This is a genomic window from Thermomonas sp. XSG, assembly GCF_014678725.1.
Classification (GTDB): Bacteria; Pseudomonadota; Gammaproteobacteria; order Xanthomonadales; family Xanthomonadaceae; genus Thermomonas.
In genome coordinates, this window is record NZ_CP061497.1 from 1,037,915 (window position 1) to 1,050,768 (window position 12,854).

Sequence of the window (12,854 nt, forward strand, 5' to 3'; positions counted from 1 at the left end):
CCCCTATCTTGCGCCGAAACCTGGGCTGCTGCTATCATGCGCGGCTCGCCCACTTGTCCGGGCGAATTCTCCAGTCACGAGATTCCCCGATGCCCAGCGTCAAAGTCCGCGAAAACGAACCGTTCGAGTTTGCCCTGCGCCGCTTCAAGCGCACCTGCGAGAAGGCCGGCGTGCTGGCCGAGACCCGCAAGCGCGAGTTCTACGAGAAGCCGACCCAGGAGCGCAAGCGCAAGGCCGCTGCCGCCGTCAAGCGTCAGGCCCGTCGCAGCTCGCGCGACGTCACCAAGCGCCAGCGCCTGTACTGAGCGCGGTGGTTGGCTGCGGAAGCCGGCACGCGCGAGCGTGGCCGGCTTTTCGCGTTTCTGCAATCCAGCTTCCTGTGAAGCACGCCCGATGGAGCAAGCCATGAGCCTCAAGCAGCAGCTTACCGACGACATGAAAGCCGCGATGAAGTCCGGCGAGAAGGATCGTCTGGCCGTGATCCGCCTGATCAATGCCGCCATCAAGCAGAAGGAAGTCGACGAGCGCGTGGAGATGACCGACGCGCTGGTGCTGGCCGTACTGGAAAAGATGGTCAAGCAGCGCAAGGACTCCATTACCCAGTACGAAGCCGCCGCCCGCGAGGACCTCGCCGCGGTGGAGCGCTACGAGTTGGGCGTGATCGATGCCTACCTGCCGGCCAAGCTCGACGAGGCCTCGATCCTGGCCGAGATCGATAAGGCGATTGCCGCCACCGGTGCGGCCTCCGCCGCCGACATGGGCAAGCTGATGGGAGTGTTGAAGCCTGCGCTGGCCGGCCAGGCCGACATGGGCCTGGTGTCGAAGCTGGTCAAGCAGAAGCTCGGCTGAGACGCCCCGCGCCTCCGCCGGCGGCGTGCCGGCGGATCGGGGATGATGTCCATCCCGGCGCCATCCCGAGGACCACCATGCCAGCCACCACGCCCGTGCTCTCGATCCGCCCGGCCACGCCGGACGACGTGCCGCTGATCCGCCAGCTGATCGCCGAGCTGGCCGACTACGAACGGCTGGCGCATGCCGCGGTCGCCACCGATGCCGACCTGCGCGCGCAGCTGTTCGGGGAGAGGCCCGCCGCCGAGGTGCTGATCGGGGAGTTGGATGGCGAGCCAGCCGGCTTCGCCCTGTTCTTCCACAACTTCAGCACCTTCCTCGGCAAACGCGGCCTGTACCTCGAGGACCTGTTCGTGCGCCCGGCCGCACGCGGCGCCGGCCTCGGCAAGCACCTGATGGCCGCGCTGGCGCGCATCGCCGTGCAGCGCGATTGCGGCCGCTTCGAATGGAGCGTGCTGGACTGGAACGCTCCTGCCATCGGCTTCTACCGCAGCATCGGTGCCACAGGCATGGACGAATGGACCGTGCAGCGGCTGGAGGGCGCCGCGCTGCACGCGCTGGCCGCCCGCGACGAGCTGTGAGCCGGACCACCGCCTGATCCGATGGCCCGCATTCCCGACGCCTTCATCGACGATCTCCTCGCCCGCTCCGACATCGTCGAAGTGGTCGGCGCGCGGGTGCCGCTGAAGCGGCAGGGCAAGGAATACGCGACGCGCTGCCCGTTCCACGACGAGCGCAGCGCCAGCTTCACCGTCTCGCCGACCAAGCAGTTCTACCACTGCTTCGGTTGCGGCGCGCACGGCACCGCGATCAGTTTCCTGATGCAGTACGACCGGCTGGAATTCCTCGACGCGGTCGAGGAACTGGCCCGGCGCGTCGGCCTGGAAGTGCCGCGCGACACCGCACAGCGCAACGCCAATCCCGAGACACGCGACCTGTACGGCGCGATGGAAGCGGCCTCCACCTTCTTCCGCACCCAGCTGGCGCGCAGCGACAAGGCGCGTGCCTACGTGGACAAACGCGGCATCGCCGCGGAGATCGTCGAGCGCTATGCCATCGGCTATGCGCCGGACGGCTTCTCCGGACTGCGCGACGCGCTGGGCACCGACCCGCAGCGCATGCAGCTGCTGGAGCGCGGCGGGCTGTTCTCGAAGAACGACAAGGGCCACGTCTACGACAAGTTCCGCGACCGGCTGATGTTCCCGATCCACGACCGGCGCGGGCGCACGATCGCCTTCGGCGGCCGGGTCATCGACCCCGAGGATTCGCCGAAGTACCTCAACTCGCCCGAAACCGCGCTGTTCCACAAGGGTCGCGAGCTGTACGGGCTGTGGCAGGCCAAGCAGGCCAACCAGAAGCTGGAACGGCTGATCGTGGTCGAGGGCTACATGGACGTGGTGGCGCTGGCCCAGTACGGCGTGTCGCAGGCAGTGGCCACGCTGGGCACCGCGACCACGCCGGACCACGCCGAGCTGCTGTTCCGCAACGCACCGGACGTGTATTTCTGCTTCGACGGCGACCGCGCCGGCCGCAGCGCCGCATGGAAAGCGCTGGAGTCGGTGCTGCCGCGCATGAAGGATGGCCGGCAGGCTCTGTTCCTGTTCCTGCCGGATGGCGAGGACCCGGATTCGCTGGTGCGCCGCGAGGGCGTGGCCGGCTTCGACGCGCGCCTGCGTGATGCCACCCCGCTGTCGGAATTCTTCTTCGCCCAGCTGTCGGCGGACGTGAACCTGGGAAGCCTCGACGGCAAGGCGCGCCTGGCCGAGCGCTGCAAGCCGTTGCTCGCGCAGATCCCCGACGGCGCCTTCGGCGACCTGATGCGGCAGCGCCTGACCGAACTCACCGGCGTCGGCGCACGCGCCAGCGCGCAGCAGGCCCAAGCGCCCGTGCAGCGTGCGAACCGCGGCGGCCCTGCGCAGAAGCCCAGCCTGGTGCGCGCGGCCATCACCCACCTGCTGCACCGCCCCGCCTTCGCGCTGGAGCTGCAGCCGCCCTACCGTTTCGCCACGCTGCGCCAACCCGGCATCGAGCTGCTGTCCGAGCTGGTGCTGCTGGTGCGCGAACGTCCGGACATCACCACCGGTGCGCTGCTGGAGCACTTCGAAGGCCGCGACGAACTGGCGGCGCTGCAGAAGCTCGCCGTGCTGGAGCTGCCGGGCGAGGAGCCCGAGCTGCGCATGGAGTTCACCGACGCGATCGGCCAGCTGGAAAAGCAGGTGCAGCAGCAGCGCATCGAGGAACTGCAGCAGCAGCAACGCGACGGCGCCCTGGGCGATGCGGAGAAGCAGGAGTTGCGCGCCCTGCTGCAGGCGATGCTGCAGCGCTGAAATTCACTCCGCGCCGCTCTCGCGCGCAAGCAGCAGCTGCTTGCGCGCAATGCCCCAGCGATAACCGGACAGCGCGCCGTCGCTGCGCACCACCCGATGGCAGGGAATCGCCACCGCAAGCGTGTTGGCCGCGCAGGCCTGCGCCACCGCGCGTACCGATCTCGGGCTGCCGATGCGCGCGGCAATCTCCGCATAGCTGACCGTCTCGCCCGCCGGCACCTTGCGCAGTGCCTCCCAGACCCGCTGCTGGAAGGCGGTACCGCGGATGTCCAGCGGCAGGTCCAGGCCCAGCCGCGGTGCTTCCACGAAACCGACCACCTGCGCCACCAGCCGCTCGAACCCGCCGTCGCCACCCACCAGTTCGGCCCGCGGGAAACGCTCCTGCAGCTCCCGCAACAGGGCTTCGGGATCGTCGCCCAGCGAGATCGCGCACAGGCCGCGCCCGCTGCGCGCCACCAGCAGCGCACCCAGCGTGCTCTGCGCGATGGCGAACATGATCCGCGCATCGGCGCCGCCGTCGCGGTACTGCGCGGGCTTCATGCCCAGCAATGCGTCGGCGCTGTCGTAGAAGCGGCTGCTGGCGTTGAAGCCGGCATCGAACGCGGCATCGACGACCCGCGTGCCCGGCCTGGCCAGCGCATCGCGCAGCGCCTTGCCACGCTGCGCCTGTGCGTAGGCGCGCGGCGTCAGCCCGGTGATGGCCTTGAACAGGCGGTGGAACTGGTGCGGACTGAGCCCCGCATCGCGCGCTAGCGCATCCAGCACGGGCGGCGCTTCCGCCCGTTCGATGCGGCGGCAGGCGGCGGCGACCAGCGCAGCATCGCGGCGGGCTTTGGCGGTGGAGGGAGCTTGCATGGCGCCACTGTAGTCCGGCCCCGCGCGGCGCACATCCCGGTTCTTGCGCAGTCCGGCCGGCTCAGCGCACCTTGCGGAAGGTCAAGTTGAGCCGATATCCGCCGGTGTCGGGATGCAGTCCCGGCGGCACCGGCAGCACACCGTGGAAGCGCATGCGGTCCGCCCCGCCCCAGACAACGACGTCACCATGCATGAGCGGCACCCGCACGCTCCTGTCACCGCGCGCGAAGCCGCCGAAGAGGAAGGTCGCCGGCAGCCCCAACGACACCGAGACGATTGGCGCCACCCGATCGTCTTCGTCGCGATCCTGGTGCAGCGACAGGCGGGTACCCGGCGCATAGCGATTGACCAGGCAGGCATCGGGCCGGTAGCCGGGAAACCCCGCCGCTTCCGCGGCTTCGCCGGCGAGGGCCAGGAAGGCCGGCGGAAACGCCGGCCACGCCTGCCCCGTCTGCGGATCGACCGGGTCGTAACGGTAGCCACGTCGATCGCTGCACCAGCCGAAGTGGCCACAGTTGGTCATCGCCACCTGCATCACGTGGCCGCCCGGCGTGACCAGATGGCGGAACGGGGCGGCGGCGGTGACCGCCTCGATTCCGGCCAGCAGTGCGTCCGCGAACGGCAGCGCATAGCCGTGCAGCAGGCAGGCCTGCGGCCCCAGCGCGGTGCTCCGGCCCTGTGCCTGCGCGGCGAACAGGTCGCTCACGGCGCTGGCGCGAACTCCAGCGCCGGCACGGCGTCGAACAGAGGCAACAACCAGTGGTCGACCAGCAGGAAAGCGAACAGCGCCATCAGGTAGACGATGGAGTAGCGGAAGGTACGCATGGCGAAGAACTCGTCCGGCGGATCCAGCAGTTTCCACGCGTACCACAGGAATACCGCGCCCAGCACCAGCGCGCCGGCGAGGTAGAACACGCCGCTCATGCGGGTGGCCCAAGGCAGCACCGTCACCACCACCAGCAGCACCGTGTAGAGCAGGATCTGCCAGCGCGTATAGGTCACCCCGTGGGTCACCGGCAGCATCGGCACCAGCGCGCGCGAATAATCCTCGCGACGGAAGATCGCCAGCGCCCAGAAATGCGGCGGCGTCCACACGAAGATGATCAGCACCAGCAGCAGTGCGTGCGCCCAGTCCCACTCGCGCTGCATGCCGGTGACCGCAGCCCAGCCCAGCAGCGGCGGCACCGCGCCGGCCAGCCCGCCGATCACGATGTTCTGCGGCGTGGCGCGCTTGAGGAAGCCGGTGTAGATGATCGCGTAGCCGATCAGGCCACCGAACGTCAGCAGTGCGCAGATCCAGTTGACCCACAGCACCAGGATCGCCATCGACAGCGCGCCCAGCAGCAGGGCGAAGCCCAGCACCTGTCCCGGCCGCAGCGTGCCGGTGGCCAGCGGGCGTTCGGCCGTGCGCGCCATCAGCTTGTCGATGCGCGAATCCAGCAGGTGGTTGATCGCCGCCGCGCTGGCCGCGGCCATCCAGATGCCGATGCTGCCCGCCAGCAGCCGCGACCACGGCCATGCCTCGCCGGGACGGATCGCCAGCAGCATGCCGATGATCGCGGTGAACACGATCAGCGCCACGATGCGCGGCTTGGTCACCGCCCAGTACTGCGACCAGCGCGGGCCGGCCATGCTCAGGCCTCCGGCAGGCGCAGGCGCGCCAGCAGCGTGACCAGCACGAACAGCAGCGCCACTGCGCCGGCGTTGTGAAGCACCGCGATCTTGAGCGGCAGCGACAGCACGACGTTGGCAATGCCCAGCCCGAACTGGATGCAGACCAGCAGCGCCAGCGTGCTGCCCCAGCCGCGCAGCCCCGGCATGCGCAACAGGCGTACCGCCATGAACAGCAGGTAGCAGGCCACCACCACCGCCATCATCCTGTGCGCCAGCTGGATCGCCACGCGCGCGGCGTTGTCGAGGATGCCGCCTTCGTAATCCACGCCGATGCCGCGCCACAACACGAAGCCCTCGGCGAAATCATGCGACGGCCACCATGCACCGGCGCACTTCGGGAAATCGGTACCGCAAGCCAGCGCCGCGTAGTTGGCCGAGGTCCAGCCGCCCAGCGCGATCTGCACCGCCAGCAGCGCCAGACCGACGCCCAGCAGCAGGCGCAACCGGCGCGCATCGCCGCTGACGATCGGGATGCCGGTCGCCCGCCATGCGATCCAGACCAGCAACGCGAACGTGGTCAGCCCGCCCAGCAGATGGCCCATCACCACGATGGGCTTGAGCAGCCAGGTCACCGTCCACATGCCCAGCAGGGCCTGGAAGATGATCACCGCCAGGGTCAGGGTGCTGGCGCGCGCCATATCCACGTTCGACCAGCGCAGCGCCCCGACCAACAGCAACGTCTCGCCCACCACCGCCAGCGCGGAGGCGGACACGTGCATGCCGCGCATGTACAGCGGGATCGCCACCGCCACCGCGGTGGCCGCACCCAACACGTGCAGCCAGCCGCGCGGCCGGCGGCGCGTGGCCAGCAGGGCCAGCGACAGCACCAGCACGCCCAGCAGGCCGGCGATCATGCGGTGGAACTGCTCGCGCCAGGCCTTGCTCGGCTCCACCGGGCGGATTGCGGTAGCGACGTGGTCCACGACCTGGTCCGCATGCGTCGGCCATGCGGCCTTGCCGTAGCAGGTGGGCCAGTCCGGGCAGCTCAGGCCGGCGTTGGACAGCCGCACGAAGGCGCCGAACACGATCACGCAGGTCGCCAGCAGCACCGCCAGCCAGGCGATGCGGTGGAAATGGCGGTACAGATAGGAGGCTTGGGGGGTAGGCATTGCATTCATGGGTCAGTTGATCCTCAGCAGCCGCGCAAGATCGCTGCGCAGGTCACCCGGATCGGAACCGCCAGCGTAACGCAGCACCACGAAACCGTTCGGGTCCACCAGCCAGACCGGGTCACTGTCCGCGGCGTCCCTGCCGCTGCGCACCAGCACTTCACGCAGGCGTTGATCGACGCGGACCAGATGGACCTCGCGCAGCGTGCCCACGTCCACCGGGGGCGCGCCGGCCCAGAGCACGTGCACGCGGTCGGCGTTGCGGCCCATCAGCCGCCAGACCTTGTCCAGGTCGCCGAGCAGTCGGGTACAGGCCTCGCGACGTGCGCCATCGCAGTCGCGCGGCATCGCCACGATCCGCCAGGTGCGCGGATCGTCGTGCCACGCATAGGGCCGGCCATCGGCCAGCGTCGGCGAATACCCGCGCAAGTCGACATAGGGCTGCAGCATCTCGCCCTTGTTTTTCATCCCGTCCGGGCGCCAGCCGGAAAACCGCAGTGCGCCGGCGACCAGCATGCCGCCGAAGAACATCACCAGGACCACCAGCAGGGCGGCGCGGTTGCGGCGTTGCGCCGCGGGCGCCGGATTGGATTCCGTCATGTCGCCTTCTTCTTCATTCTGAACGTGAGGGTGGCGGCGACGACCAGCACGGTCAGCGCCAGACCGAACCATTGCACCGCATAGCCGAGGTGGCGCTCCGGCGGCATCGTGTTGGGCAGGATGTCGAGGTCCCGCTCGCCGGATGCCGCCATCACGCCGCCATCGCCAGGTTGGCGCTGCGGATCCAGCCGCAGCACGCGCGGCGCGATCGCCACGCGCAGGCCCAGCGCCTTCGCGACTGCCGGCAGATCCATCCGCGAAGCCAGCCAGCGCTTGCCCGCCTGTTCCGCAAGCGCATCGCCATGCGCAAGGCCGGGCGTCGGCGGCGGCGCCAGCAGCCCGCGCACGGCCTGGCCGCCACCCGCGGGACAAGCGGCTTCCGGCAGCTGGCGATCGCCCGCAAGCGGCCACCAGCCGGCATCCACCAGCACCGCCTGCGCGCCATCGTCCGGCAGCAACACGCAGTACAGCCGCACGCCGACGCGGCCACCACGCTGCTGGGCATCCAGCCACAGGCTGTCATCGAGCAGCGTGCCGCCTCCGGCCGCCCAGTCGTAGCCCTGCGCGCGCGCCGGGTCCAAGGCCAGCAGCAGCGGCTGTGGATGCGCATGGTCCAGCGCCGAGGACGCCGCCGCCAGCATGGTCTCCTTCTCGTGCATGCGCGCCAGCTGCCAGCGACCCAGCTGGGCGAAACCCGCCGCCACCAGCAGGGCCAGCAGCCACCAACCCAGCAGCCGTCGCGCGCCGGGGTTCACCGCCGGGCGCCCCGCTGCTGCGATAATGGCGCACGGGCACGCGGTGTCCGAGGTACGGAGCAATACATGAGCGATTCGCTGAAAACCCTGCTCATCGTCGGGATCCTGATTCTCATCCTGTGGAACCTGGGCGCGGGCCTGTACTACATGCTGGCGGACAAGGGCCAGACCAAGCGCACCGTCAATTCACTGACCAAACGCATCGCCCTGAGCGTCGCGCTGATCCTGTTCGTCGTGCTGGCCATCCATCAGGGCTGGATCACGCCTCACGGGGTGGGCCGAAGCCCGGTCTGACCCCGGCTGGGGCCCCAGAACAAAGGCCGGCAATGCCGGCCTTTGTCTTTCCTGTCCCGCGCGCCGCGGGAGGCTCGGGATGAAGGCCCGGGACCAACGAACGGTTCCCGGACCCGCATCCGGCGCTTCGCGCCGCCTTCCCCGGGCAGGGGAAGGAAAACCGTCAGAGCACGTAGACGAACAGGAACAGACCCAGCCATACCACGTCGACGAAGTGCCAGTACCAGGCCACCGCCTCGAACGCGAAGTGGTCATCCTTGCTGAAGTGGCCCTTCAGGCAGCGCAGCCAGATGATCGCCAGCATGATGGTGCCGAGGGTCACGTGCGCGCCATGGAAGCCGGTCAGCATGAAGAACGTGGAGCCGTAGATGCCCGACCCGAGGGTCAGGTTCAACTCGGTGTAGGCGTGGATGTATTCCTCGGCCTGGAAGAACAGGAACACGCTGCCCAGCAGCACGGTCAGGCCGAGGAACAGCAGCAGCGTGCCGCGCTTGCCCGCCTTGAGCGCGTGGTGGGCAATGGTCACGGTGACGCCGGAAGCCAGCAGGATCAGCGTATTGAGCAGCGGCAGGCCCCAGGCCGGCACGGTCTGGTAGGTGCCGCCGATCGCGCCCGGGCCGTTGCTCGGCCAGCCGCCGGCGAAACCGGGCCACAGCAGGCTGTTGGTCACCGCGCCATGGCCTTCACCGTTCAGCCACGGCAGCGCGAACTGGCGGGCGTAGAACAGCGCGCCGAAGAAGGCCGCGAAGAAGAACACTTCCGAAAGGATGAACCACACCATGCCCATGCGGAAGGACACGTCGACCTGCTTGTTGTAGTGGCCGGCCACCGACTCGCGGATGACGTCGCCGAACCACTTGAACAGGATCGCCAGCAGGCCGGCGATGCCGACGAAGAACACGGTGCGTCCCCAGCTGACTTCATTCAGCCAGGTGGCGAAACCGACCATGGTGGTGAACAGGGCGACCGAGGCGAACAGCGGCCACTTGCTGCTGTGCGGGACGAAATAGGTGTCCTGGTCGTGGCTGCCTTGGGCGGCGTGGGCATTGGCCATGGCGATTTTCCGGTTGGGTCTTGGCGGAGGATCAGGGCGCGGAACGGACCGCGCCCGCGTGGCCCGTCATTGCCGCGAGTGCGGCGGTCTGGGCGTCGTTCTTGTAGAAGGTGTAGGACAGGGTCAACGTCTTCACCCCGGCCGGCAGCGCCGGATCGATGATGAAGCGCACCGGCATGTCGCGGGATTCACCCGGCGCCAGCGTCTGCGCGGTGAAGCAGAAGCATTCGGTCTTGTTGAAATAGCCGGAGGCGCGCGCAGGTGCGACCGAAGGTACGGCGCTGCCGACGATGGCGCGGTCGGCGGTATTGCGGGCGAAGTACAGCGCCTCGTACTGTCGGCCCAGCTGCACCCGCATCGAGCGCTGCTCCGGCGCGAACTGCCAGGGCAGCTTCGAGTTCACGCCGCCGTCGAACTGCACGGTCACCCAGCGTCCGTCTTCGCCCGCGCCACTGGCGCCCTTCGCGGCCACCGGGCCCTGTTCCAGGCGCACCCCGAACACCTTCTCGCAGGCGATCCGGTACAGCGGCACCAGCGAGAAGGCGAAACCGAACGCGGCCACCGCCACGCCGACCATCTTCCAGACGCCGAAGGTGCGCGAGGTGCTCATCGCCCCGTCACCCCGGACAGGAAGAACAGCGCGTACACCGCCACCGCGATCACCGCGCAAAGCAGCGCGGTGCGGCGGGCGCGCTTGCGACGCGCTGCCAGGGTGGGATCGACGGTGGCGGGATCAACGGGCATCTGCGGGTTCCGGGCGGCGTCAGTGGCTGACGTCGCCGTGGGCGAGGTCGCCGTCCTTGATGACCGGCGGGCGCTCGAAGGTGTGATGCGGGGCCGGCGACGGCACCGTCCACTCCAGGCCGCGCGCGCCTTCCCAGGCACGGGCTTCAGCCACGGCGCCATGCTTCTTCGAGCGCAGCAGCACGAAGGCCATCATGAACGGGGTCAGGAACATGCCGAACGCACCGATCGAGCTGACCAGGTTCCAATCCGCGAACACAACGTTGTAGTCCGGGATGCGGCGCGGCATGCCGGCCAGGCCCAGGAAGTGCTGCGGGAAGAACAGCAGGTTGACGAACACCATGGTCCACCAGAAATGGAACTTGGCCAGGCCTTCGCTGTACATGCGGCCGGTCCACTTCGGCCACCAGTAGTAGATCGCGGCGATGATCGCGAACAGCGCGCCGGTCACCAGCACGTAGTGGAAGTGCGCCACCACGAAGTAGGTGTCGTGGTACTGGAAGTCGGCCGGCACGATCGCCAGCATCAGGCCGGAGAAACCACCGATGGTGAACAGCACCACGAAGGAGATCGACCACAGCATCGGCGCTTCGAAGGTCAGCGAGCCGCGCCACATGGTGGTGACCCAGTTGAACACCTTCACGCCGGTCGGGATCGAGATCAGCATCGTGGCGAACATGAAGTAGACCTCGCCACCCAGCGGCATGCCCACCGTGAACATGTGGTGGGCCCACACGATGAACGACAGGAACGCGATCGCCGCGGTGGCATACACCATCGCCTGGTAACCGAACAGCGGCTTGCGGCTGAAGGTCGGGATGATTTCCGACACGATGCCGAACGCCGGCAGGATCATGATGTAGACCTCGGGATGCCCGAAGAACCAGAAGATGTGCTGGTACATCACCGGGTCGCCGCCGCCGGCCGCGTTGAAGAAGCTGGTGGCGAAGAAGCGGTCGGTCAGCAGCATGGTCACCGCGCCCGCCAGCACCGGCATCACCGCGATCAGCAGGAACGCGGTGATCAGCCAGGTCCAGCAGAAGATCGGCATCTTCAGCAGATCCATGCCCGGCGCGCGCATGTTCAGCACGGTGGCGATGATGTTGATCGCGCCCATGATCGAGCTGATGCCCATCATGTGGATGGCGAAGATCGCGAACGCCAGGTTGCTGCCGCCCTGCAGCGACAGCGGCGGGTACATGGTCCAGCCACCGCCGGGCGCACCGCCCGGCAGGAAGAAGGTCAGCAGCAGCAGCGCGAACGCGAACGGCATGATCCAGAAGGACCAGTTGTTCATGCGCGGCAGCGCCATGTCCGGCGCGCCGATCTGCAGCGGGATCATCCAGTTGGCCAGGCCGACGAAGGCCGGCATGATCGCGCCGAAGATCATCACCAGCGCATGCATGGTGGTGAGCTGGTTGAAGAACTCGGGCTTGACGAACTGCAGGCCGGGCGTGGCCAGCTCGGTGCGGATGCCGACCGACAGCGCGGCGCCCACGATCGCCATCAGGAAGGCGAACACCAGGTACAGCGTGCCGATGTCCTTGTGGTTGGTCGAGAAGAACCAGCGCTCGATGAAGCCCTGCTTGTGATGGCCGTGGGCGTCGTGCTGGCCGACGGCGTCTGGATGCGTGGCGGACATGGGGAAACCTTCTGGATGCTATGCGTGGATCAACCGGCCTGCGCGGCGGCGGGCTGGGCGGTTTGCGGGGCGGCGGCGGTGGCCTCGGGCGCGGCTTCGGCTTCGGCAGCCGGCGCGGCCGGAGCCGCTTCCGGAGCCGCCGGGGCGGCCGGCGCGCGCTTGGCCTTCTCTTCGGCCAGCCACTGCGCGAACTCTGCCTTGCTCACGGCCTTCACCACGATCGGCATGAAGCCGTGGTCCTTGCCGCACAGCTCGGCGCACTGGCCGCGGTAGATGCCCGGCTTCTCGATCTGCGCCCAGGCCTCGTTGACGATGCCCGGCACGGCGTCCTGCTTCCAGCCCAGCGCCGGCACCCACCAGGAGTGGATCACGTCGTCGGCGGTCAGCACGAAGCGCACCTTGGTATCGACCGGCAGCACCAGCACGTTGTCGACGTTCAGCAGGTAATGCGGGTCGTCGGCCTCGGTCACGACCTTGCCGCTCTGGCGCAGCTCGTCGTGCTTGCGGTCGAGACGGCTGGTGAAGGACACGTCCTCGCCCAGGTACTCGTACTTCCACATCCACTGGTAGCCGGTGACCTTCACCGTCATCGCCGAATCGCGCACGTCGTACATGCGCATCAGGCCGCTGGTGGCCGGGAACGCCAGGCCGATCAGGATCAGCACCGGGATCGCCGTCCACACCGCTTCCAGCCTGGTGCTGTGGGTGAAGGTGGTATCCGGCACCGCGCCCTTGGACTTGCGGAACTTAAAGATCGCCACGGCCATCGCGCCGAACACCAGCACGCCGATCACCACGCAGACCCACAGCACCACCATGTGGGCGTCGTAGGCGGCCTGCGAGGTCGGGGTGACGCCCGGCCCCATGTTCAGCTGCCAGCGATGCGGGTCGGCGGGACCGGCCGCGGCATCCTGCGCATGGACCGCCAGCGGCATCGCCACGGTCATCGCG

General features: G+C 68.5%; 16 protein-coding genes. 5 read left to right on the plus strand and 11 right to left on the minus strand.

All coding sequences use genetic code 11. The annotated features are described in order from the left end of the window. Positions 1 to 89: 89 nt before the first annotated feature. The 4 genes from rpsU (at position 90) to dnaG (ending at position 3,176) form a co-directional block, all read left to right on the plus strand. The gene (rpsU, locus tag ICG51_RS04940; RefSeq protein WP_056134345.1) at positions 90 to 305 is read left to right on the plus strand and encodes a 30S ribosomal protein S21; all 216 of its coding nucleotides are present in this window, start codon (positions 90 to 92) and stop codon (positions 303 to 305) included. A gap of 100 nt (positions 306 to 405) precedes the next feature. Continuing rightward, positions 406 to 849 carry a GatB/YqeY domain-containing protein gene (locus ICG51_RS04945; RefSeq protein WP_190281909.1) on the plus strand — a complete coding sequence of 148 codons (444 nt, stop codon included), beginning with the start codon at positions 406 to 408 and terminating at the stop codon, positions 847 to 849. A gap of 77 nt (positions 850 to 926) precedes the next feature. Then, positions 927 to 1,430: a GNAT family N-acetyltransferase gene (locus tag ICG51_RS04950; protein WP_190281910.1), complete on the plus strand. Its 504-nt coding sequence runs from the start codon at positions 927 to 929 to the stop codon at positions 1,428 to 1,430. Positions 1,431 to 1,451: 21 nt separating this feature from the next. Continuing rightward, a complete protein-coding gene (dnaG, locus tag ICG51_RS04955) occupies positions 1,452 to 3,176 on the plus strand; it encodes a DNA primase (protein ID WP_190281911.1) in 1,725 nt (574 codons plus the stop codon). Positions 3,177 to 3,179: 3 nt separating this feature from the next. On the opposite strand, the gene ada is transcribed toward dnaG, so the two are convergent. From ada to ICG51_RS04985, 6 genes are all read right to left on the minus strand, one after another. Then, positions 3,180 to 4,031, minus strand: coding sequence for a bifunctional DNA-binding transcriptional regulator/O6-methylguanine-DNA methyltransferase Ada (ada, locus tag ICG51_RS04960; protein WP_190281912.1), 852 nt, complete (start codon positions 4,029 to 4,031; stop codon positions 3,180 to 3,182). A 61-nt stretch (positions 4,032 to 4,092) separates the two neighbouring features. Further along, positions 4,093 to 4,737: a DNA oxidative demethylase AlkB gene (gene alkB / locus ICG51_RS04965; RefSeq protein WP_190281913.1), complete on the minus strand. Its 645-nt coding sequence runs from the start codon at positions 4,735 to 4,737 to the stop codon at positions 4,093 to 4,095. Then, positions 4,734 to 5,663: a heme o synthase gene (cyoE, locus tag ICG51_RS04970; protein WP_190281914.1), complete on the minus strand. Its 930-nt coding sequence runs from the start codon at positions 5,661 to 5,663 to the stop codon at positions 4,734 to 4,736. The genes alkB and cyoE overlap by 4 nt, the downstream gene beginning before the upstream one ends. Before the next feature lie 2 nt (positions 5,664 to 5,665). Continuing rightward, complete coding sequence (locus ICG51_RS04975) at positions 5,666 to 6,814, minus strand: COX15/CtaA family protein (protein ID WP_223809518.1); 1,149 nt, start codon at positions 6,812 to 6,814, stop codon at positions 5,666 to 5,668. 12 nt (positions 6,815 to 6,826) lie between these two features. Next, on the minus strand, positions 6,827 to 7,414 hold the full coding sequence (locus tag ICG51_RS04980) for a hypothetical protein (RefSeq protein ID WP_190281916.1): 588 nt from the start codon (positions 7,412 to 7,414) through the stop codon (positions 6,827 to 6,829). Beyond that, positions 7,411 to 8,169, minus strand: coding sequence for an SURF1 family protein (locus ICG51_RS04985; RefSeq protein WP_190281917.1), 759 nt, complete (start codon positions 8,167 to 8,169; stop codon positions 7,411 to 7,413). The genes ICG51_RS04980 and ICG51_RS04985 overlap by 4 nt, the downstream gene beginning before the upstream one ends. 66 nt (positions 8,170 to 8,235) lie before the next feature. On the opposite strand from ICG51_RS04985, the gene ICG51_RS04990 reads away from it, so the two are divergent. Beyond that, positions 8,236 to 8,463: a twin transmembrane helix small protein gene (locus ICG51_RS04990; RefSeq protein ID WP_190281918.1), complete on the plus strand. Its 228-nt coding sequence runs from the start codon at positions 8,236 to 8,238 to the stop codon at positions 8,461 to 8,463. A gap of 163 nt (positions 8,464 to 8,626) precedes the next feature. On the opposite strand, the gene ICG51_RS04995 is transcribed toward ICG51_RS04990, so the two are convergent. From ICG51_RS04995 to coxB, 5 genes are read right to left on the minus strand one after another with little or no spacing between them, the layout of a single operon-like run. Beyond that, complete coding sequence (locus tag ICG51_RS04995; protein ID WP_190281919.1) at positions 8,627 to 9,517, minus strand: cytochrome c oxidase subunit 3; 891 nt, start codon at positions 9,515 to 9,517, stop codon at positions 8,627 to 8,629. Positions 9,518 to 9,548: 31 nt separating this feature from the next. After that, entirely contained in the window at positions 9,549 to 10,127 is a 579-nt protein-coding gene (locus ICG51_RS05000; protein ID WP_190281920.1) for a cytochrome c oxidase assembly protein, read from the minus strand. Next, complete coding sequence (locus tag ICG51_RS05005; RefSeq protein ID WP_190281921.1) at positions 10,124 to 10,261, minus strand: hypothetical protein; 138 nt, start codon at positions 10,259 to 10,261, stop codon at positions 10,124 to 10,126. The genes ICG51_RS05000 and ICG51_RS05005 overlap by 4 nt, the downstream gene beginning before the upstream one ends. Positions 10,262 to 10,280: 19 nt before the next feature. Then, positions 10,281 to 11,903 (minus strand): cytochrome c oxidase subunit I, encoded by a 1,623-nt coding sequence (gene ctaD, locus ICG51_RS05010; protein ID WP_190281922.1) that lies wholly within the window; start codon positions 11,901 to 11,903, stop codon positions 10,281 to 10,283. A gap of 29 nt (positions 11,904 to 11,932) precedes the next feature. Further along, positions 11,933 to 12,850, minus strand: coding sequence for a cytochrome c oxidase subunit II (gene coxB / locus ICG51_RS05015; protein WP_223809564.1), 918 nt, complete (start codon positions 12,848 to 12,850; stop codon positions 11,933 to 11,935). Between the last annotated feature and the right edge of the window lie 4 nt (positions 12,851 to 12,854).

Bases quoted from the DNA above. Each gene is read 5' to 3' on its own strand.
- rpsU (WP_056134345.1), top strand. From the start codon at position 90: ATGCCCAGCGTCAAAGTCCGCGAAAACGAACCGTTCGAGTTTGCCCTG.
- ICG51_RS04945 (WP_190281909.1), top strand. From the start codon at position 406: ATGAGCCTCAAGCAGCAGCTTACCGACGACATGAAAGCCGCGATGAAG.
- ICG51_RS04950 (WP_190281910.1), top strand. From the start codon at position 927: ATGCCAGCCACCACGCCCGTGCTCTCGATCCGCCCGGCCACGCCGGAC.
- dnaG (WP_190281911.1), top strand. From the start codon at position 1,452: ATGGCCCGCATTCCCGACGCCTTCATCGACGATCTCCTCGCCCGCTCC.
- ada (WP_190281912.1), bottom strand. From the start codon at position 4,031: ATGCAAGCTCCCTCCACCGCCAAAGCCCGCCGCGATGCTGCGCTGGTC.
- cyoE (WP_190281914.1), bottom strand. From the start codon at position 5,663: ATGGCCGGCCCGCGCTGGTCGCAGTACTGGGCGGTGACCAAGCCGCGC.
- ICG51_RS04975 (WP_223809518.1), bottom strand. From the start codon at position 6,814: ATGCCTACCCCCCAAGCCTCCTATCTGTACCGCCATTTCCACCGCATC.
- ICG51_RS04980 (WP_190281916.1), bottom strand. From the start codon at position 7,414: ATGACGGAATCCAATCCGGCGCCCGCGGCGCAACGCCGCAACCGCGCC.
- ICG51_RS04990 (WP_190281918.1), top strand. From the start codon at position 8,236: ATGAGCGATTCGCTGAAAACCCTGCTCATCGTCGGGATCCTGATTCTC.
- ICG51_RS04995 (WP_190281919.1), bottom strand. From the start codon at position 9,517: ATGGCCAATGCCCACGCCGCCCAAGGCAGCCACGACCAGGACACCTAT.
- ICG51_RS05000 (WP_190281920.1), bottom strand. From the start codon at position 10,127: ATGAGCACCTCGCGCACCTTCGGCGTCTGGAAGATGGTCGGCGTGGCG.
- ICG51_RS05005 (WP_190281921.1), bottom strand. From the start codon at position 10,261: ATGCCCGTTGATCCCGCCACCGTCGATCCCACCCTGGCAGCGCGTCGC.
- ctaD (WP_190281922.1), bottom strand. From the start codon at position 11,903: ATGTCCGCCACGCATCCAGACGCCGTCGGCCAGCACGACGCCCACGGC.
- coxB (WP_223809564.1), bottom strand. From the start codon at position 12,850: ATGACCGTGGCGATGCCGCTGGCGGTCCATGCGCAGGATGCCGCGGCC.